The sequence below is a fragment of the Sphingorhabdus lutea genome, assembly GCF_001889025.1.
In the GTDB taxonomy this organism is placed as follows: domain Bacteria; phylum Pseudomonadota; class Alphaproteobacteria; order Sphingomonadales; family Sphingomonadaceae; genus Sphingorhabdus_B; species Sphingorhabdus_B lutea.
This window is the reverse complement of the sequence record NZ_CP018154.1, coordinates 1,393,150-1,413,427: the sequence shown is the minus strand read 5'-3', so window position 1 is coordinate 1,413,427 and position 20,278 is coordinate 1,393,150. Positions and strand designations below refer to the sequence as shown.

The 20,278-nt window shown below is 45.1% G+C and carries 21 protein-coding genes and 1 other RNA gene; 7 read left to right on the top strand and 15 right to left on the bottom strand.

The features are described from left to right. Positions 1-214: 214 nt before the first annotated feature. The 5 genes from LPB140_RS06730 to ffs form a co-directional block, all read right to left on the bottom strand. Positions 215-487 carry an HU family DNA-binding protein gene (locus tag LPB140_RS06730; RefSeq protein WP_072559172.1) on the bottom strand — a complete coding sequence of 91 codons (273 nt, stop codon included), beginning with the start codon at positions 485-487 and terminating at the stop codon, positions 215-217. Positions 488-714: 227 nt separating this feature from the next. Further along, on the bottom strand, positions 715-3,150 hold the full coding sequence (gene lon / locus LPB140_RS06725) for an endopeptidase La (RefSeq protein WP_072559171.1): 2,436 nt from the start codon (positions 3,148-3,150) through the stop codon (positions 715-717). Between the two features lie 164 nt (positions 3,151-3,314). Then, positions 3,315-3,650, bottom strand: coding sequence for a YbaB/EbfC family nucleoid-associated protein (locus tag LPB140_RS06720; RefSeq protein ID WP_072559170.1), 336 nt, complete (start codon positions 3,648-3,650; stop codon positions 3,315-3,317). A gap of 3 nt (positions 3,651-3,653) precedes the next feature. Next, positions 3,654-5,633: a DNA polymerase III subunit gamma/tau gene (locus LPB140_RS06715; RefSeq protein WP_072559169.1), complete on the bottom strand. Its 1,980-nt coding sequence runs from the start codon at positions 5,631-5,633 to the stop codon at positions 3,654-3,656. A 137-nt stretch (positions 5,634-5,770) separates the two neighbouring features. After that, an RNA gene (gene ffs, locus LPB140_RS06710) (signal recognition particle sRNA small type) lies at positions 5,771-5,869 on the bottom strand. Between the two features lie 157 nt (positions 5,870-6,026). Between ffs and LPB140_RS06705 the strand changes: the two genes are divergently transcribed. Beyond that, positions 6,027-6,398, top strand: a complete 372-nt coding sequence (locus LPB140_RS06705; protein WP_083550122.1) for a PilZ domain-containing protein — start codon at positions 6,027-6,029, stop codon at positions 6,396-6,398. 9 nt (positions 6,399-6,407) lie between these two features. Here LPB140_RS06705 and LPB140_RS12565 read toward each other — a convergent pair whose 3' ends face one another. The 4 genes from LPB140_RS12565 to mscL form a co-directional block, all read right to left on the bottom strand. Next, positions 6,408-6,539: a hypothetical protein gene (locus LPB140_RS12565; RefSeq protein ID WP_257785766.1), complete on the bottom strand. Its 132-nt coding sequence runs from the start codon at positions 6,537-6,539 to the stop codon at positions 6,408-6,410. A gap of 67 nt (positions 6,540-6,606) precedes the next feature. Further along, positions 6,607-7,803, bottom strand: a complete 1,197-nt coding sequence (locus tag LPB140_RS06700; RefSeq protein ID WP_072559168.1) for a serine hydrolase domain-containing protein — start codon at positions 7,801-7,803, stop codon at positions 6,607-6,609. A 22-nt stretch (positions 7,804-7,825) separates the two neighbouring features. Beyond that, positions 7,826-9,118, bottom strand: a complete 1,293-nt coding sequence (locus LPB140_RS06695; RefSeq protein ID WP_072559167.1) for an SAM-dependent methyltransferase — start codon at positions 9,116-9,118, stop codon at positions 7,826-7,828. Positions 9,119-9,193: 75 nt separating this feature from the next. Further along, the gene (mscL, locus tag LPB140_RS06690) at positions 9,194-9,607 is read right to left on the bottom strand and encodes a large conductance mechanosensitive channel protein MscL (protein ID WP_072559166.1); all 414 of its coding nucleotides are present in this window, start codon (positions 9,605-9,607) and stop codon (positions 9,194-9,196) included. 117 nt (positions 9,608-9,724) lie between these two features. Here mscL and LPB140_RS06685 point away from each other — a divergent pair, with 117 nt between their 5' ends. Genes LPB140_RS06685 through LPB140_RS06670 form a run of 4 tightly spaced genes read left to right on the top strand, consistent with a single transcriptional unit; the run spans position 9,725 to position 12,426 of the window. Continuing rightward, positions 9,725-10,330 carry a LemA family protein gene (locus LPB140_RS06685; protein ID WP_072559165.1) on the top strand — a complete coding sequence of 202 codons (606 nt, stop codon included), beginning with the start codon at positions 9,725-9,727 and terminating at the stop codon, positions 10,328-10,330. An 8-nt stretch (positions 10,331-10,338) separates the two neighbouring features. Next, positions 10,339-11,181, top strand: a complete 843-nt coding sequence (locus tag LPB140_RS06680) for a TPM domain-containing protein (protein WP_072560599.1) — start codon at positions 10,339-10,341, stop codon at positions 11,179-11,181. A gap of 21 nt (positions 11,182-11,202) precedes the next feature. Then, positions 11,203-11,877 carry a TPM domain-containing protein gene (locus LPB140_RS06675; RefSeq protein ID WP_072560597.1) on the top strand — a complete coding sequence of 225 codons (675 nt, stop codon included), beginning with the start codon at positions 11,203-11,205 and terminating at the stop codon, positions 11,875-11,877. A gap of 30 nt (positions 11,878-11,907) precedes the next feature. After that, positions 11,908-12,426: an NUDIX hydrolase gene (locus LPB140_RS06670; RefSeq protein WP_072559164.1), complete on the top strand. Its 519-nt coding sequence runs from the start codon at positions 11,908-11,910 to the stop codon at positions 12,424-12,426. A gap of 11 nt (positions 12,427-12,437) precedes the next feature. Here LPB140_RS06670 and LPB140_RS06665 read toward each other — a convergent pair whose 3' ends face one another. From LPB140_RS06665 to LPB140_RS06655, 3 genes are all read right to left on the bottom strand, one after another. Next, positions 12,438-12,734 (bottom strand): NADH dehydrogenase ubiquinone Fe-S protein 4, encoded by a 297-nt coding sequence (locus tag LPB140_RS06665; RefSeq protein WP_072559163.1) that lies wholly within the window; start codon positions 12,732-12,734, stop codon positions 12,438-12,440. 76 nt (positions 12,735-12,810) lie between these two features. After that, entirely contained in the window at positions 12,811-15,288 is a 2,478-nt protein-coding gene (gene hrpB / locus LPB140_RS06660) for an ATP-dependent helicase HrpB (RefSeq protein ID WP_083550115.1), read from the bottom strand. A 56-nt stretch (positions 15,289-15,344) separates the two neighbouring features. Next, positions 15,345-16,358, bottom strand: coding sequence for a polyprenyl synthetase family protein (locus LPB140_RS06655; RefSeq protein WP_072560593.1), 1,014 nt, complete (start codon positions 16,356-16,358; stop codon positions 15,345-15,347). A gap of 95 nt (positions 16,359-16,453) precedes the next feature. On the opposite strand from LPB140_RS06655, the gene LPB140_RS06650 reads away from it, so the two are divergent. Beyond that, positions 16,454-16,738, top strand: a complete 285-nt coding sequence (locus LPB140_RS06650) for a chorismate mutase (RefSeq protein WP_072560591.1) — start codon at positions 16,454-16,456, stop codon at positions 16,736-16,738. A gap of 6 nt (positions 16,739-16,744) precedes the next feature. Here LPB140_RS06650 and LPB140_RS06645 read toward each other — a convergent pair whose 3' ends face one another. The 3 genes from LPB140_RS06645 to LPB140_RS06635 all read right to left on the bottom strand — a co-directional run bounded on the left by LPB140_RS06645 (position 16,745) and on the right by LPB140_RS06635 (position 19,328). Beyond that, positions 16,745-18,058 carry a sensor histidine kinase gene (locus tag LPB140_RS06645; RefSeq protein WP_072560589.1) on the bottom strand — a complete coding sequence of 438 codons (1,314 nt, stop codon included), beginning with the start codon at positions 18,056-18,058 and terminating at the stop codon, positions 16,745-16,747. 149 nt (positions 18,059-18,207) lie between these two features. Further along, a complete protein-coding gene (locus tag LPB140_RS06640; RefSeq protein WP_072559162.1) occupies positions 18,208-18,873 on the bottom strand; it encodes a response regulator transcription factor in 666 nt (221 codons plus the stop codon). 122 nt (positions 18,874-18,995) lie between these two features. Then, a complete protein-coding gene (locus LPB140_RS06635) occupies positions 18,996-19,328 on the bottom strand; it encodes a PepSY domain-containing protein (RefSeq protein ID WP_083550553.1) in 333 nt (110 codons plus the stop codon). A gap of 112 nt (positions 19,329-19,440) precedes the next feature. Between LPB140_RS06635 and LPB140_RS06630 the strand changes: the two genes are divergently transcribed. Continuing rightward, positions 19,441-20,184, top strand: a complete 744-nt coding sequence (locus LPB140_RS06630) for an SIMPL domain-containing protein (protein ID WP_072559161.1) — start codon at positions 19,441-19,443, stop codon at positions 20,182-20,184. The last annotated feature ends 94 nt before the right edge of the window (positions 20,185-20,278 follow it).

The following is a 20,278-nucleotide window of genomic DNA, read 5'->3' as shown; positions in this document are numbered from 1 at the left end:
GCCAATTACATGGTTAACAATTGGAACAAATAGTGGACAAATCAACATATTGAGTCCCGCAAAGAATCCGTGACTCCATAAATGGTGGTGTCACACAAAAGACTCAGGACCAAAAATTTTTTAAAAAAATAAAAAAACCGCCCCAAAATATGGAACGGCTTTAATATTTAACCTAAAAAACGACACCAAAAACGATAATCGTTTAATTTTTTGATTAGTTAACGGCGTCTTTCAACGCTTTACCAGCTTTAAACTTTGGTACATTTGAAGCAGCAATTTGCATTGCTTCGCCAGTACGTGGGTTACGGCCTGTTGACGCCTTACGACGGGTAACAGCAAATGTGCCAAAACCTACCAAGCGAACATCATCACCCTTTTTCAATGAATCGGTTACAGAAGCAAATACTGCGTCCACTGCCTTTGCAGCATCCGCCTTGGTTAGGCCGCTTGCATCAGCAACATTATTGATCAAATCTTGTTTATTCATAATTGGGAAATCCCCCTCTCATAATTGTTAATTCTAGAATCACGGTCACACCCGTATGCAGATAAAGAAGAATTATCGTCGAATTGTCAAAAGAAATATCCCAGTTTTCCACACTTTTTACCAGTTTTGTCAAATATCTGGCCCAATAAAGAGCCAGAATATTCGAAAGGTAAGAAGAATATTTATCCAAATTTATACGGACAAAATGCGTGAACTATATTTTTTGTTTAATGTGCGATCGGATTATTTCCCGTTGGTGTTGCTGGCGATGCAGGAAATGCAGATAAATCCTCGGCCTCGCTCCACTCAATGGCAGATAATTTTTCACAAAGGGCAACATCCAACACTTCTCGAACATGAGATACAGGAATAATTTCAATGCCTTCTTTTACATTATTTGGAATTTCTTTTAAGTCCTTCACATTTTCTGAAGGGATTAAAACAGTGGTAATTCCGCCGCGCAAAGCCGCCAATAACTTCTCTTTCAATCCCCCAATGGGCAGCACCCGCCCGCGCAAAGTAACCTCTCCCGTCATTGCCACATCCTTGCGAACAGCAATGCCGGTTAACGCCGAAACAATCGATGTCACCATGCCAATACCGGCCGAAGGGCCATCTTTTGGCACAGCACCTTCGGGAAGGTGAATATGCACATCTTTTCGGTTAAACAGGCTGGGTTTAATGCCAAATTGCGGTGCCTGAGACTTTACATAGGATAAAGCGGCCTGAATCGACTCATTCATCACCTCGCCCAATTTACCTGTCGATTTAATCTGTCCCTTGCCAGGAACGGTAATCGCCTCAATAGTAAGCAGCTCTCCCCCAACCTCGGTCCAGGCAAGGCCGGTAACCGTGCCAATTTCATTCTCCGCCTCTCCCATGCCGTGGCGATATTTGCGCACACCAGCAAATTCAGCAAGATTTTCCGTCGTAATGGTAACGGATTTCACTTCTTTTTCCAAAATTTTGCGCAGTGATTTACGGGCCAAACGGGCAATTTCACGTTCCAATGTCCGAACACCGGATTCACGGGTATAAAAACGGATTAAATCGCGCAGTGCATCTTCTTCTAAAATAAACTCGCCCTTTTTCAATCCATGTGCCTCTATCTGCTTTGACAATAAATGGCGCGAGGCAATTTCAACCTTTTCATCTTCGGTATATCCCTCAAGCCGGATAATCTCCATCCGATCAAGCAATGGTTGCGGCAGGTTCATTGAATTGGCCGTTGTCACAAACATAATGTCCGACAGGTCCAAATCAATTTCCAAATAATGGTCATTAAATTTATTATTTTGTTCTGGATCTAATACTTCTAACAATGCGGATGCCGGATCGCCGCGAAAATCCTGTCCCAATTTATCAATTTCATCAAGCAGGAATAAAGGGTTCATTGTCCCTGCTTTTTTCAGATTTGATGCAACCTTGCCCGGCATAGAGCCAATATAGGTCCGGCGATGCCCCCTAATTTCTGCCTCATCACGCACACCGCCCAATGATTGGCGGATAAATTCGCGGCCACATGCCTTGGCTATCGAACGACCAAGCGATGTTTTACCTACACCTGGAGGGCCAACAAGGCATAATATCGGTCCTTTTAATTTATTGGTCCGTGCCTGCACTGCCAAATATTCAATGATACGGTCTTTTACCTTTTCAAGGGCAAAATGATCCTCATCCAATATTGATTGGGCCTTGGCAATATCGCGCTTTAACTTGCTGCGTTTCCCCCATGGAAGCCCCAATAAATTGTCCAAATAATTACGCACGACGGTCGCTTCTGCCGACATGGGCGCCATTGAGCGTAATTTTTTCAATTCCGCTTGTGCCTTTGCCTTGGCCTCCGCCGATAATTTCATTTCCTCAATCTTGGTGCTTAATTCGGTCAGCTCATCGCCGCCCTCACCATCATCATTGCCCAATTCGCGTTGAATGGCCTTCATCTGTTCATTCAAATAATATTCGCGCTGTGTCTTTTCCATTTGGCGTTTCACCCGGCCGCGAATTTTCCTCTCAACCTTTAATACGCCAAGCTCCCCCTCCATAAAGGCAAAGACCATTTCCATGCGCCGCATGACGTCGGTTTCAACCAACAAAGCCTGCTTATCCGATACTTTAACACCGATAATCGCGGCCAAATTATCGGCCAATTGCGATGGGTCTTCAATCTCATTCAACTGAACACCGGTTTCTGCATTCATTTTCTTGTTCAATTTGCTGTAATTTTCAAATTGCTCCAATACTGAACGCATCAGCGCCTTTGCATCTGCGGCGGACTCCTCTGCAACCCCTGTTTCAATCAGCTCAATTTCGGCCAATGCGCTTTCGGGTACGGCGGTTTCACGGTCTTTGCCATCAGATGCTGGCGCATTATATGAAATCAACTTTGCGCGCTCTTTACCCTCAACCAACACACGAACCGTCCCATCGGGCAATTTTAACAATTGCATGATAGTCGCGGTGACACCCATATCATATAAATCGACTGCCTCTGGATCATCCTTTGCTGGGTCTAGCTGCGCGACCAAAAATATTTCCTTATCGCTTTCCATTGCGGCTTCTAATGCAGCAACCGATTTGTCACGCCCCACAAATAAGGGGACGACCATGTGCGGAAATACAACAATATCACGCAGGGGAAGGATAGGCAGGCTCTTTTTCATTCATACTCCATTGGGCAACATGGCCCATATTTTAAGGGGGCAATGCCTATTGCTATATAGGCAAAGCCTTTATTTTATCGCTTTAATATATATTGTCATCAAATTGCCCCTTTCAAGTGAACATCAATTTTTAAGGGCAAATTTACTTCATTAAAATGGCAATATTAAAACGGCATTTTAAATCCAGGGGGCAAAGGCAGCCCGCTGCTCATCTTACCCATTTCTGCATTGCTGGCCTCATCGGCTTTTTCCCGCGCATTGTTAAATGCCGCAACGACTAAATCTTCCAGCATTTGCTTTTCGCTTACCACCAACAGGCTGGGGTCAATATCCAATCCGGTAATACGTCCTTTTGCGCTGGCCTGCACCTTCACAAGGCCACCTCCAGAAACACCCTCTACCATGATTTCATCTAATTTTGCCTGAGCTTGCTCCATTTGCACTTGAATATTCTGCGCAGCCTCCTGCGCAGCTTTTATCATTTCTTCCATATCTTTCATTTTTTACGCACTCCGCATATTTTGTTGGTTCATAATATTTTCATCCTGATGATTTTCAATGGTTTCATCTTCAATTAACTGAGCATTGGGGAATGTGCTCATAATGGATTTAACCATGGGCGAATTTAAAATTTCCTGCCTTGCCTGTTCAACCTTGGCAATTTCCACTTCATATTCGCTGGGCTGTGCCTCCCCCTCCTTTACCGCCAAATTCCATCTAATATTGGTTAATTGGAATAGGGCGTGGGACAAATCCTGTTCAAAACGGGGAAAAACCTTGCCTGCCAATTGATAAAATAAATTGGGCGGCGATTGTGTCACATCATATTCGACCAGACGCACAACATCGCGCAAATCCGCCTCTATCGCCGGGAATTTTGTACCTACTAAGGAAATTAAGGCTTCGAAACTCGACGGCAATTTTACAATTTTTTGCGCATCACCTTCTTTATAAGGATGATGAACATTTTCTTTGCCATGCTCAATCTTCTGTGAAGCTATATTCTGCTCAACCGATTTTTGCTGGGGGGCATTTTCCAAGGCGGCCACTTCCTCGCCCACAAAGGCAGAACCATTGGAAACCGAGGAATCAGCCAGAGCAATGGAGGATGCTATGCCTATTTGTGCATTTGAAAATTGCACATTTGATGCTTGTGCTGATGGTTCATTTGATGGGCCAGAATTTGGGCCAGAATTTGGGCCAGCGTTCACGCCTGCCATTCCATTTTGCAATAATTTGGCAAGATCGGACGGATCGGGCATTTTTGTCGCATGAATAATGCGCAATATTATCATATCACAACATTGGGTCGGCACGCTGCCTCGCCTTAAATCCTCCAAACCCTGTAATAATAGCTGCCAAAACATTTGTAATCTTGGCGCGGAAATATTTTGCGCCCATTTTTCGCGCTTTTCCTGTCCTTCTTTGGACATGCTTTGATCCTGTGGCGCGCCAATTTGGGCAATCGAAATTAAATGCACCTCGCGCATTAAACCATTGATAATTGCCTTTGGGTCAACCCCCAAATCATATTGAGAATTGGCATGCGTCAACGCCATTTTCCCATCACCATCCAACAGCGATTGCATTAAATCGCGTATCGCCCCCCGATCGGACAGCCCAAGCATATCGCGCACCTTGGCCGATAAAATTTTGCCATCACCTTCAAAATCGGAATGGGCAATGGCCTGATCCAAAATAGAAAGCCCATCGCGAACCGACCCCTCTGCCGCCTGTGCAATAAGGGCAATGGCCTCTTCCTCTGCCTCACAATTTTCCAGCGCAATAATCTGCGTAAAATGTTTTGCCAATAATTCAGAGCTAATGCGTTTCAGGTCAAACCGCTGACATCGTGACAATACCGTAATCGGCACTTTATCAACTTCCGTCGTCGCGAACAAAAATTTCACATGCTCCGGCGGTTCTTCCAATGTTTTCAACAACGCATTAAATGCATTGGTGGACAGCATATGCACTTCGTCAATAATATAAATTTTATACCGCGCCGAAACAGAGGCATAACGCACCGCCTCTATTATCTCGCGCACATCATTAACGCCGGTATGGCTGGCCGCGTCCATTTCAATAACATCCATGTGCCGCCCCTCGCCAATGGCGATGCATGGTTCACATTGCCCGCATGGGTCAATTGTCGGGCCGCCTTGCCCATCTGCGCCGATGCAGTTTAGCGCCTTTGCAATTAACCGCGCGGTGGATGTTTTGCCGACCCCGCGAACCCCCGTCATCAAAAATGCATGGGCCAATCGTTCACGCTTTATCGCGTTGGCAAGCGTTTGAACCATCGCATCTTGGCCGATAAGCTCAGAAAATTTTGACGGACGATATTTGCGCGCCAATACGCGGTAAATGCCATTGCCCGATGGCGCGGCATTTGCTGTGGGCGCTTGCCCGCCTAAATCAAATCCTATTTCCTCATCATGGGGCACAGGAACTTCATCATTATTTTGATTGGAATCATTCATAATCCCACCTTAAATGCGCCCGCCCAGAATGTCGAACAATGAATGTCGAACAATATATGTCCAATATCTTATCCCACCTGACATATATGTCATCAGCATATGCCCAAATAGCATCGAATTTATATTGATTTTTTGTGAAGAAGTAGGAACCGGGCGACCCGCAAAAAAATCGTTGTGGCTGCTTCCGTCAGGACCTGACCAGGTTGGCGACCGTCACGTCCACCCGATTCCCAAAGGCCATATGGCGCTTTCGACCATATTTTGCAACCATTTGCTATCAATCCGGCCATGTAAATATGGTAAACAAGAAAATTAATCTTAAAAACCATCTTATTTGTCCAAATATTAACGCCAAACGGTCAGAGTTTATTTGTCAGTTTTAGGAGGTAAATAATGACCATATCATTTAAACAAGATGGTTCGAACAATATGAACCAACAAAATAATATATCTACCAACCCCATGATGGAAGATCGATGTGTCGAAAGATATAATGTCACCATTTTTGCCAGTTTGCGGCAAACGAACAGCAAACCATTTGATATAGAGATTTGCGATATTTCACGCGCCGGCTTTGCGTGCAAGGGCGTCAGCGGCATGCCAAAGGGGGCGCGATGCTGGGTTCGCATCCCCATGATGGGAGGGCTTCAGGCAGAAGTTATTTGGAATACTGGCGCAAAAATTGGATGTGCCTTTACCGATTTGCTAAATCAGGCAGTGTTGCAAAATATTATTACCCGTCATCCTGTACAAATAAAATTATAAGTTGAATTTTTATCGGCGATATAATGATGGCAGGCCCCATCCCTCCTGTTCCATCAGTAAAAACAGCCCCCAACCATGCGCTGTTAATAAATTATATCGTTGGTAAAAAGCCGCATTATTCAAAAATAATATCTGGTCCATATCATTTTAATAATGCGTTATAATGGCTCAGCTTACTAAACCCCCAAAATAGTAAGCTGAGCCTTTTTTATTTTGCGGCTATTTCCATATCTATTGCCGCCTGAACCGCCTTATAAAATGCCTCGCGCTGTTTTCCCAACGTGCCGGGATTATTTGCCGTTGGCCAATTACCATTGCTGGCTATGACCAATTTACGCGCCGGATCAATGAATATCCCCTGCCCAAAAATGCCCTGTGCGGCAAAGCTGCCATCATCATTGGTCCACCATTGATACCCATATCCACGGCCAGGCGTGCCAATTTCTGCCTGTTTCTTTGTTGCTTTATCCAACCAGCCATTGGGCAAAATTGATTTGCCATTTACCACGCCGCCCTCGCCAATAAACATGCCAAAACGCGCATAATCACGCAGGCTGGCGGAAATACAACATCCGCTTATTTCATGGCCCGTCGATCCTAATAACCAAAATGCATCCTGTTCCATGCCATAAGGCGCCCATATTTTTTCGGACAAATATTGCGAAAGATTTTTTCCTGTTGCCTCGCTGACCAGAACCCCAATTAAATTTGTTTCGCCAGTTTTATAAACCCACTTGCTGCCCGCCGGAGCTTCGCGCGATAATTTGCGCATATATGAAACCGTTGCATCAACGCCTTTATCCGCCTTATGCTCATTAAATAACGCCACGTCGCTTTTGGGATCGGTATAATCCTCATTCCATTTAACGCCCGATGTCATGGTCAATAATTGTTCCACGCTAACATCATCATAAACCGACCCCTTTAAATCGGGGATATAATCGGTAACTTTATCATCCACATTTTTAATATATCCATCCTGTATCGCCGCGCCAACCAATGTGGATGTAAATGATTTTGCCACCGAAAAACTGGTCCAACGGCCCGATGCATTATAATCAAGAGCATATTTTTCAAATCTGATTTTATCGCCTTGGATAATAATTAAACCGGCATTGCGCTGTTCGGCCATATATTTATCCATATCGATATTAACGGATATAGGGTCTCCCTTAGTCAATTTTTTAACGGCGCCGCCGGCGCTTATTGTCCGGGAATCAGCCAAAATAGATAATTTGTCCAATGCGCGAAATGCCGCATCGCGCTGTGGGACTGTCCAAAATAAAACATTTCTGTCGGTCGGCAAATTGGCTAGCAAATTGCGCCCTTCCTTGTCCATGCTGGCATATCCATATGCCCCCGCAGCACCAATGATAAGCAAAATTGCAATAATCCATTTTTTCATATTTTGGCCTCCCCGCCCATATTTAACTTTTCTTCAGCGTTAATTGCGCAACATAAATTCCGCCACTGGCAAATCCGCCCTCACAATACATTAAATAATAACGCCACAGACGCTTAAATTTCTCATCAAATCCAGCGGGAATTTTCCCCGCCGCATCGGCCTTATCAAAATTCTGCCGCCATATTTTCAATGTTGTGGCATAATCATGGCCAAATTCAAAATGATCTTCCCATATCAACCCATTTTCCATGGCCAATGCGCGAAATTTTGATTGGGAAATTAACAATCCACCGGGGAATATATATGCCTGAATAAAGTCTATATTTTTTGAATATTGTTCAAAAATTGCGTCATCAATACCAATATATTGGATTACAGCCCGACCCGATGATTTTAAATTGCGCGCAATCATTTGCATATAGGATGGCCAATATTTCTGCCCCACAGCCTCCACCATTTCAACGCTGACAATTGCATCATATTGTCCGTCCACATCTCGGTAATCGGTCAGGCTAATTTGAAAATTTCGATTATTTTTTATATCATGCTGCCGCGACAAAATGGACAATTTTTCGCGGGCAATGGCCGCCTGCTCCGCCGATAATGTTATGCCATGATAATTTATATTTGCCGCATTAAATGCCTGTTTGGCAAAGCCACCCCACCCACAACCAATTTCCAATATTGACTGGCCATTTTTTATTTTAATCTGTTCCAAAATTCGGTCATTTTTGCGATTTTGCGCATCAAATAAGGAAATATCTTTGCCCGATTTTCCATCAAATAAGGCGGATGAATAGCTTAAACTTTCATCCAGCCAAAGTTTGTAAAAATCATTGCCCAAATCATAATGTGCCTGAATATTGCGTTTTGACCCTGTTTGATTATTTCTGTTCAACCAATGGAAAAAACGGCCAAATAATTTGCGCATACCGGCCGCCCGGCCAAGCTGCCCCAATGTAGCGCGATTGCGAAGAAATATATCGAATATTTTAACTGGATCAGGGCTTGACCATTGGCCGTCCTCCCAAGCCTCATACCATCCAACCGAACCACCGCGCACCAAACGCACCAGCGCACGCCAATCATGCAAATGGATAATGGCGTGGGGGCCGATATGCTGTCCCCTAATCTGCCTTTGGCTTCCATCGGGCATCATCGCGTCAATGGAGCCATAGATAATAGCAGTGTCAATTTTATTGGCGATAATGCGAGATATTGGCCGCGCGATAAGGCCAGATAAACCCAATGCACCCAATATCCGCCCTGATGGCTTAACCAAATGGCCGCCCCTATTTGCTTCAGAATCGCTCATGCCAAATCTATGCCCAATATGGGCATGCTTCGCAAATCAGAAGATGAAGGGCGGCCCTTAAAATTTAATATGAATTTATTTCTTCAATGAATCGCGAATTTCGGTCAGCAAATCAATCTCACTTGGCCCTGCTGCCGCTTCTTCTTTATTGACCATCATTTTATTCACATTGCGCACAATCAAAAATACCGCAAAGGCAAGGATAAGGAAATTGATAATCGCGGTAATAAATGCACCATAGCCAAGCATGGCCACGCCGGCTTCCTTTAACGCCGCATAATTTTCAGGGTCAATTCCCGTCGGAACATCGCCCAATAATATATATTTGCTGGACAAATCCACGCCGCCAAACACCCATGACACAACGGGCATAATCACATCTTCGGTCAAAGAGGTGGTGATGGTGGCAAATGCACCGCCAATAATCACACCAACGGCCAAATCCATGACATTACCCTTGGCAATAAACTGCTTAAAATCATTTATCATAATATATTTTCACCTGAAAATTTTACATGATGAATTACTATATGTTCATATTACCCCTTGCAAGGCGTTAATCGCCACCTTACATTTTTATAACATTGTTTTACAAATGGGGAGTTTATGATGAACAAACGTGCTTTAGGTTTTTTAATCGCGCCAATTGCTGTCGTCTCTTTATCCGCCTGCGGTATAAATAGCGTGCCAACCGCCGAAGAAAATGCAAAGGCAAAATGGGGCAATGTCGAAGCTGCATTTCAAAGCAGGGCCAATTTAATCCCCAATTTGGAACAAATTGTTAAGGGCGCGGCGGGCGCAGAAAATAAAACCCTTACCGAAGTGGTCGAGGCACGGGCAAAGGCGACCTCCACCAATATAAGCGTGGATGGCGATGATTTAACTGATCCTGCCAAAATGGCCGCCTTTCAGGGCGCACAAAACCAACTTTCGGGCAGCCTATCGCGCCTGTTGGTTAGTGTGGAGGCCTATCCACAATTAAAAAGCCAAGAAACATTCTTAAACTTTCAAAGCCAGATTGAGGGACAGGAAAACCGTATCAGGGTGGCCATTAACGATTATAATGAGGCTGTACAGCAATATAACACCACCATTCGGACATTTCCCGATGCCATTGGCGCAAAAATAATTCATGGCGCAAAGCCTATGCAGCCATATAAATCAGTTACCCCTGGGGCAGAGGCCGCACCAAAGGTTGATTTTTCCAATTGAATAAAATGATGCAGGCACAGGCCCAAATTCGCCCATTTTCTCCGGCCCAATTGGCGGGATATATTGCGCTGTGCATCATATTATTTACCATGCTATTCGCCGCATCGGCCCATGCGGCGGGGCCGGATTTTCCCAAATTATCGGGCCGCGTTGTTGATCAGGCCGATTTATTGTCCCCTGCCGAAGAAGCGGCATTAACCCAAAAATTGCTGCTATTGGAAAATGAAACACAGCGCCAATTGGTCGTTGCCACCATTTCCGATTTAAAGGGCTATGACATATCCGATTATGGCTATCAACTTGGCCGTCATTGGGCAATTGGCGATAAAGAACGTGATGATGGCGTCATTTTAATCATTGCGCCAAGTGAACGCAAAATGCGTATAGAGGTTGGATATGGCCTTGAGCCGATATTAACCGACGCCCTATCCAGTGATATAATTCGCAATGACATCACGCCTTATTTTAAAGAGGGCAATTTGCCCGCAGGGATAAATGCCGGTGTGGACAAAATTTCCACCATTTTGAAATTATCCCCCGAAGATAGAGCAAAATTGGCCGCGAAAGCCGCTGAGAGAAAAAAAGATAATAGCGGAAATGGCTTATTATTTTTTTGGATAATCATATTCATAATATTTTTCATCATCCCAATGTTTAGCCGAGGTAAAAAAGGCAAAAAATATCGCAAAGGTCGTCATGGAACTAGTCCAGTGATTATTTGGGGTGGTGGTTTTGACGATAATGATAAGGGCGGCGGATTTGGCGGCTTTGGCGGTGGCGGCTTTGGCGGCGGCGGTTTTGGTGGTGGTGGCGGCGGCTTTGGCGGCGGCGGTGCATCGGGGGGATGGTGATATATTATGGCATATCATAAAATGAATATATTAAACGCAGCCGCCCATGAAAATATCAGCGCAGCCGTGAAACGCGCCGAATTAAACAGCAATGGCGAAATCGTGACCATCATTGCTGAACAATCAGATGATTATCATGACATCGCGATTTTATGGTCAATGGCCGCGTCATTTCTATTATTATTCGCCATCGCAATCATGCCTGATTTCTATCTATCCATATTTGATTGGTTTTTAGGCGGTTGGGGCGCGCAGCATAGTGCGGCAAGCTATATTACCTTCATTGGCCTTGCCATGACGTTGAAATTTGGCGGGACTTATCTATTTTTGTTAATTAAACCGCTTCGTTTTTGGCTTGTCCCCTCATGGGTAAAACGCAAAAGGGTTCGTGCACGTGCAATAAGGTTATTTCGTGTCGGCACGGAAAGCAAAACAGCAGGCTTAACCGGTGTCATGTTATATTTATCCACGGGCGAACATCGCGCCGAATTGGTGGCGGACAAAGCAATAAATGACAAGGTGGATAGCGACCAATGGGGCGACATCATGTCGCATTTAACCGAAGAAATCGCACAGGGTAATGTCGAACAGGCAATGGTTCATGCCATTGCCTCCATCGGCGAAATTTTATCACTATATTTCCCAAAATCGGATAAAAATCCCAATGAATTGCCCGATCGCTTAATCGAATTGTAAATTCACCTTTCATCCAAAATAGAAATTATTATGCCATTATCAAAAGATATCGTCTGGTCCGGAAATTATATCACCGTTTATAATCAGGATAGTTGGGAATTTGTGGGCCGTCCGCGGGGGATAAAGGCGGCGGTCATTTTGGCAATTGATGAGGATGAGACAGGGAAAAATATCATTTTGGTGGAGCAATTTCGTGTGCCATTGGGGCGTAATTGTTTGGAATTGCCCGCTGGATTAATTGGTGATGAAACCGAAAATGAAAACCCCATTGATGCTGCGATGCGTGAATTGGTGGAGGAAACCGGATATCAGGCGGGGCGCATGGAAATTATTGGTGAGTTTTACTCCTCCCCCGGCATGGTGAGCGAGAAATTTTTCATGATGCGCGCGCATAATGTAACCAAAATTGGCGATGGCGGCGGGGTTGATGGAGAAAATATCACCGTTCACCGGGTGCCATTGCCGAATATAGCCGAATTCATTCGCCAAAAACAGGATGAAGGCTGCGCCATGGACGCAAAATTACTCCCGTTACTTTTAACTTTATAAAGCAATAAAAATTACCGAAAATTATCGGAATAAGCCTGTATTTTTAATTTATGCGCGGGGGAAGCAACCACATCGGCCTTTATTCCCTTTCGCGCAGCATAATCCTGCGCAGCGGCCAAATTTGGGAAATTTAACTGCACCTGCACCTGTGTATCGCCCGAACCACTCCACCCCATTAAAGGATCAGCATGGCGTTTTTCATTTTGTGGAAATTCCAACACCCAATCGGACATGCGCGCCTTACCCGATTGCATGGCATTTTTCGGACGTTGGTAAATGGTGGCTTTTTTTACGATTTGGGCAGGCATGTTTTTTGTCTTTTCACTAAAAATGCTTTAATTATTTTTCATGCTATTGCCCCAAATCCACCCATTTGGTCAAGTATCAGTTTCGATTTAACGCTTTTTTGGTTTTCAAACTGGCAATGGCGATTGTCGGGTCATCGGGCCATGCATGTTTGGGATATCGACCCCGCATTTCCTTTGCCACATCATGCCAGCTTCCCTGCCAAAATCCGGGCAGGTCCAAAGTGGTTTGAATGGGCCGGCCCGCCGGAGAGGTTAATAATAATCTTATGGGGATTTTCTTCACCCCCAATAGCGGATGTTCTTTTAACCCAAAACATGCCTGTACCCGCAATGTCACCGACGGGTCGCCATTGCTATAATCAATTGCATATTCCCCGCCCGCTGGCGGCGTAAAATATGCAGGGGCTAAATTTTCAAGCTGCTGCCCTTCATCCCATGACAAAATATTGCGAACGGCATTGATTAAATCATGTGATTTTATCTGATCCAGCGATTTTTTATTTTCCACCAAAATGGGAAGCCACGCATCCATATTGGCAATTAAATTTTCCCCGCTTACCTGATCCAAGCCGGCAAAGGCACATCGGGCCAAAAATGCCCTGCCCTTGTCATCCCAATTAAAAATTTCAATGCCATTTTTTTTGACCAATTTTGCCCAAATCGATAATGAATCAGCTTCATCAATTTTTTGAATGGGCCGGCGGTTTAATTTTATCTGGCCAAAATATTGCTGCTCCACCGCCAATATTTTACCGCTGCCTTGATCAAAATTTACCTCGGTTTTTGAGGTAAAATGCCCTGCGCAGCATGATATTAACGCCGTCTCGTCAATCGCCATCGCGCTCAATATCGTTGCGCTGCTCGCCCTGCCCGATGCCTGACCAATCACCAACCAGTCCGCGCCAATATGCGCCGAACCATCGCGCAGCCGATATTCCTTGCCCCCCGCGCTGATATATTTTGGATCATCGCCCATGCGTTTTTTTGCCACCATATCGGGAAATGCCTGTGCCAATAATCCCGCCAATGGTAATTTGGGTGAAACGGCATCAACCAAAGACGTGGCAATTTTTGCCCAATTTTTTGCCATTTGCAATGCAGATTGGGCATAGCTACTTTTATTATTTTTTGCACTGGCAAAGCCATATTCCAAATCATCACGGCCGCCGTTCAACCTCTTTTCCTGAAGGATTAAGGCCAATATAGCCGCCTGTTCAGCCTGCCCTGATGTTGCCGCCAATAATATCATATGCGCCAAGGAAACGGGCAATGGCAACGCGCCAATATTATGGCCATGTGTGGTTATGCCGCCATTTTGATCAATCGCGCCCAATGCATAAAGCATGGCGCGCGCCGCATCCAACCCTGCGCGGGGTGGCGCGTCCAACCAATCCAATAGGCTTGGGTCGGCCTCTCCCCATTTGGCGCAATCCAGCATCAATGCGCTTAAATCACTTTCCAAAATTTCTGCTGGTTCAAGAGGTAATAAACCGCCATTGCCGGATTTTTCCCATAATCGGTAACAATGCCCCTCCATCTGACGTGCGGCGCGGCCCGCACGTTGATCACAAGATGCCATGCTGGCCCGTTCGGTGGACAATCGCATTAACCCGCTTTGCCGGTCAAATCTTGGCCTTCTGGTCATTCCGCTATCGATAACAATATTTACATTATCGATAGTCAGGCTGGTTTCTGCAATATTGGTCGCCAAAATAATTTTACGCCGTCCATTTTTATCGGCGGAAAGGGCTGTTTTTTGTTCCTGTGGTGATTGGCTGCCATGCAAGGGCAATATGGAAAATTGTTCGGCATTATATATGGCAGATAATCGTTCGGCGGTTCGTTCAATCTCCCCCACGCCAGGAAGGAAGATTAACATATCGCTGCCTATGCCGCCTTGATTTGGATGGTCCATCATGGCGCGCTTTACCGCCAAAATAATGTCATCTTCGATGCTTAATTCACCCCTGCGGCCAAGATAATGATGGTTTAACCGATGCGCCTTGCCCTGTGATTCCAAAATGGGCGCATCGCCTAAAATTTTTGCAAAGCCCGCGCCGTCCATGGTGGCCGACATTGCCAATATTCTCAAATCAGTCCTAAAAACCGATTGCACCTGTAAACATAGCGCCAAATTAAAATCATTATCTAATCCGCGTTCATGCACCTCATCAAATAAAATGGCCGATATATTATGAAGCTCTGGATCATCGATTAACATATTGCGAAACACGCCCTGCGTCATCACAATCAACCGGTTTTGCGGGGAAGTTTTCTTATCCAATCGGGTGATATAGCCCACATTATGTCCCACATCCTCCCCCAATTGGGATGCAATGAAACTGGCGGCCATTTTCGCGGCCAATCGGCGCGGTTGCAGCAAGATAATACGGCCATTACACCATTTTTCGGATAATAATTTGGGTGCAACAAATGTTGTCTTGCCCGCCCCTGGAGGCGCGATAAGCACCAAATTTTGATGATGCCCCATTGCCTTTGCAATATCATCATAAATATGCGCTATGGGTGGTAAGTTCATCATAATATCGGCCATTGCATGGGTTTATCAGCAAATATGACCTAAGCAATATTTACGCGCAATAAATTCTCTTAATAAGAACGCGCAATCGCAAATTCTACCGCCTCAATCAACGCCGATTTTGCCTGTCCATCGGGATAATGGCACAGCGCATCAATCGCCCGCTGGCCATATAAACGCGCACGGTTCAAACTATCATCAATTGCATTATGTTTTTGCAATAATGAAATGGCATGGGTTAAATCTTCATCGCTAATCCGATTGCCAATCATCGCGGCATGCCAAAATTTACGCTCATCCGCATCGCCCCGGCTATATGCCAAAATAACGGGCAATGTCACCTTACCATCGCGAAAATCATCGCCCACCGATTTGCCCATCGCCTCACCGGTTGACACATAATCAATCGCATCATCCACCAATTGAAATGCAATGCCCAAATTGCGGCCATAACAATCCAAAGCCTGTTCATCATGATCGCCGCGTTCGGCAACCACGGCGGCAATTTTACATGCTGCGGCAAATAAAGCTGCGGTTTTCGCGCCGATAATATCCAAATATTGATCTTCGCTGGTTTCCACCTGACGCTGCGCGGTTAATTGATTAACCTCACCCTCAGCAATGACGGCAGATGCGTGGGACAGGATTTTCAGCACCTTTAACGATCCATCTTCGACCATCAATTCAAATGCGCGGCTGAAAAGGAAATCACCCACCAATACCGCCGCAGGATTGCCAAAAATTAAATTGGCCGCCGTTTTGCCGCGCCGCATGTCGCTGCCATCCACAACATCATCATGCAGCAAAGTTGCGGTGTGGATAAATTCCACAGCTGCAGATAATTTATGATGTCTTTCGCCCGAATAATCCAATAATTTGGCACATGCCAATGTAAGCATGGGCCGCATTCTTTTGCCGCCACCGGCAATTAAATGCCCGGCCAATTCAGGGATAAGGGGAATTTGCGATTGCATACGGTCCAAAATAACCGCATTCACTTTATTCATATCCGCCGCGACAATATTCATCATGGGGGAAAGCGAAGGCGCCTTTTTGGCGTCAATATGGTGGATAGTAGCTGTCATTTCATATCCGATTTGGCAAGAGTTGCGGCATTTTGCAAGTGCATTATCCGCAAATATGCTTGTGCATTGCGCAATCATGTTGCATGAGCGAATTTATGGACGAAATTGATATATTAAAACAATATAGACAGAGCATTGATAATATTGATGCGGCGCTTGTCTGTATGTTGGCAGAACGCTTCAAAATCACTCAATCGGTTGGCCAGTTTAAGGCGACACATAATTTGCCCCCCGCCGATCCCAATCGTGAGGAATTGCAAATTGCCAGATTGCGTAAATTGGCGCAGGATGCAAATTTAGACCCAGATTTTACTGAAAAATTCCTGCGTTTCATCATTGATGAGGTGATTAGACACCATCAGCAAATAAAAAAGGGATAATGTTTTTTATTCATCGGGTGATTTTGGCAGGGATAATCTTGCCAATAATCCGCCCATATCCTCGCTTTCCTCCAAAGTAACCGACCCGCCATAAATTTCGGCAACATCGCGCACAATGGCCAGCCCCAATCCAGTGCCTGGCTTACCCGTATCCAACCGAACGCCGCGATCAAAAATCCGGCTGCGTTCGGCCTGTGGTATGCCGCGCCCATCATCTTCGACAATAATTTCGACAAATTCTATCTTTTCTTCCACGGTGACAAACACACTGCCCCCGCCATATTTGGCAGCATTTTCAATTAAATTGCCCAGCATTTCGTCCAAATCCTGTCGCTCCACACAAACCGACACCTGTTTTGCACCTGCAATGTCCAAACGCACATGTCCATAAAGCCGGCCCACCGCACGTTCCACCGATTCCAAACTGGGCCATAATTTTGATCGGCTATGTGAATTGCCGCGTCGTCCCACCGCACGCGCCCGGGCAAGATGATGGTCCACCTGACGCCGCATAGTGGTCGCTTCCCTAATCACTGTTTCGTTAATATCCTCTGCCTTTGCCGTGGCGGCGTTCATAATCACGGTTAAGGGCGTTTTTAATGCATGGGCCAAATTGCCCGCATGCCTTCTGGCTTCCTCAGCTTGCTTTTCATTATGGTCAAGCAGCGCATTTAATTCATTGACCATCGGCATTACTTCATCGGGCAAAGCCTCCACCAACCGATTTGTGCGTCCGCTGCGCATTTCTGCTATCGCCACGCGAACAGAACGTAGCGGCCATAGACCATAAAGCGTCTGCAGGGCCGCCAAAATGATAAGGCCAAGCGCCAATAGGGCAAAGCTGATGATTAAGGTATAGCGGATTTCTGTAATTTGATTATTCAGGCCTGCCCTGCTTTGCGCCACGACAAATTGCCACTCAACCTCGGAATCCGGCAATAAAATGGTTCGCTCTACGATACGTAAAGGTTCATCGGTAAATTCATCACTGTCGCGAAAATGGCTGTCAAAATCCTTATGATCATTTTTGGTTATTATGGCCCGATCCCAAAGCGAGCGGGAAGGAAAATTTTCATATCCCTTGCCGCTAATCTGCCAATATAGGCCGCTATTGGGCTCTAAAAATTTCTGGTCGCCCAGCGGACGGTTTAACCGAACCTCCCCAGCGGGGCCGATTTCCGCCGACCCGATTAGGGAATTTAACAAATATTCAAGCTGCCCGTCAAAATTTTTTGAAACATTATTGGTCAATGCACGGTCAAGCGCCGCGCCGCCGCTTAATAATAATATGCTTATCCAAATCGCGGCGATAACAATCATCCGTCGGCTAAGCGAACCCGTGCCCTCACGCGGTGCGGTTGCCATTTTATCCGCCGCAAATTCTGCTTTCGCCATATCGGCTCTGGCCACATCGGCAGTGGTCAGATCAGCTTTTACTACATTATCCGAATATGTCACATTATCTTGGGTCAGCTTGTAATATCCTCAAGACTATAGCCAAGCCCCCGGATGGTGGAGATGACGTCTTGGCCCAATTTTTTACGAATACGGGTCACAAAAACCTCAATCGTGTTGGAATCACGGTCAAAATCCTGATCATAAATATGTTCAATCAATTCTGTGCGCGACACAACCTTGCCCTTATGGTGCATTAAATAGGATAAAAGCTTATATTCCTGAGCGGTTAATTTCACTGGCTCACCTGCCAAAGTCACCTTGCCTGAACGTGTGTCAAGCCGCACATCACCGGCGGTAAGTTCACTGCTCGCATTACCCGATGCGCGGCGGATAAGCGCCCGAAGCCGTGCAATCAATTCCTCCGTTTGGAAAGGTTTCGCCAAATAATCATCGGCCCCGGCATCCAATCCGGCCACTTTATCAGACCAGCTGTCACGCGCAGTAAGGACAAGGACGGGGAATTTGCGCCCTTCCTTTCGCCACATATTCAAAACGGTAAGGCCATCAATTTCGGGCAAACCCAAATCCAATATCACCGCATCATAATTTTCGGTCGATCCCATAAAATGGCCATCTTCGCCATCGGTTGACAAATCAACGGCATAGCCATTTGATTCCAATGTGGATTTAAGCTGTTGGCCAAGCGTCGGTTCATCTTCAACTATTAGAACGCGCATAGACTTCCCCTATCTTTATTTCTCATATTCATAAATTTGATGAATATGGTTTAACATTATTCGGAAAAAAGGCCATTTTTTTATCAAAAAATATGCACCTATATTTTTGCAATACCGAAATTTTATCTGCGCTGTAGAATTTGGCCGGTTCGCGCGTCAACATCGACAAAAATAACGCGCCCCTTATCAATGAATTTTAACCGATATACTTGTGCAATCGAATCATATTCCGGGCCAAGATATTCCGCCCCACCCATGCGCGGGATGACAATGCCCTCAATTTCTCTAAGGGATTTAACCTTACCCGATTTCATTTGATTTCGCGCCTGATTTTGGTCGCTTTGCCTATCCATTGCATGAATATGTGTCGCCGATATGGGCGATAATAATATCATAGATAGCGTCAGCAAAGCCGCGCCCTTCATGTTCAATTTATGTCGGTTTTTGTAATTCATAATCATTTATTTAAACAATATCTTTTGAACGCAATATGAATATTTATATTTATTCTTGTAACCTTAATAAAATATTCGCATCATAAGGAAATTTATTATCCGGAGGATATTTATGAATAAATCATTATTTTGTTCGCTTGCGTTATTTACTGCCTTTATCCCCTTAAACATTGCCGCCGCTGAAACGGTGAATATGACCAACCCAACCGGACCGGTTATTGATTTAAGCGTCAGGGAGACCATTAAAGTAAAACCCGATATGGTGACATTATATTTTACCATATCGGCACAGGATAAGGATAAAAATAAGGCCATTTTGGCCGCCGATCAAAAATTGGGTCAGGCCATAGCAGCAGCAAAATCCGCCGGAATAATGGAAGAAGACATCGTCTCCGATCAAAAAAACATCAGCCCCGATTATGATTATGACACCACCCCTTATAAGGTAAAGGGATATAGTGCGCACCGTAATTTAAATATTATTATCAAAGATATAGCCGATATTGAGAAGGTCAATAATATCGCCAATAATATTATTAAATCAGGAGCAAGCAGCCTAAATTACACTGAATTTGATTTATTAAACAAAGAACCCTATTTGCAAAAGGCCACCGAAACGGCATTGTTAAACGCCAAAAAACGCGCAAATTGGCACGCAAAATTTGCCGGATATTCGGGCGTTAAATTGCTTAATGTAAAAGAAAATATTGAAAGCGAAGCCATGGCGACAAGAGACACTGTCGAAATGGCATATGAAGCCGCCGTAGAGGCAGTCGCCCCTGAACCTGCAAATTTCATGCCTAGCGATATTGAAATTACGGCAGCTCTTGTGCTTGCCTATGAAATGACGCCATAAATATTATGGGTAAAACCCGTATCCGCGCTTTTGCATAATTAACAAGCCCGCCAATTTGGCTTGCCCATTTTAACCGGTGCGGCTATGCGCTGTG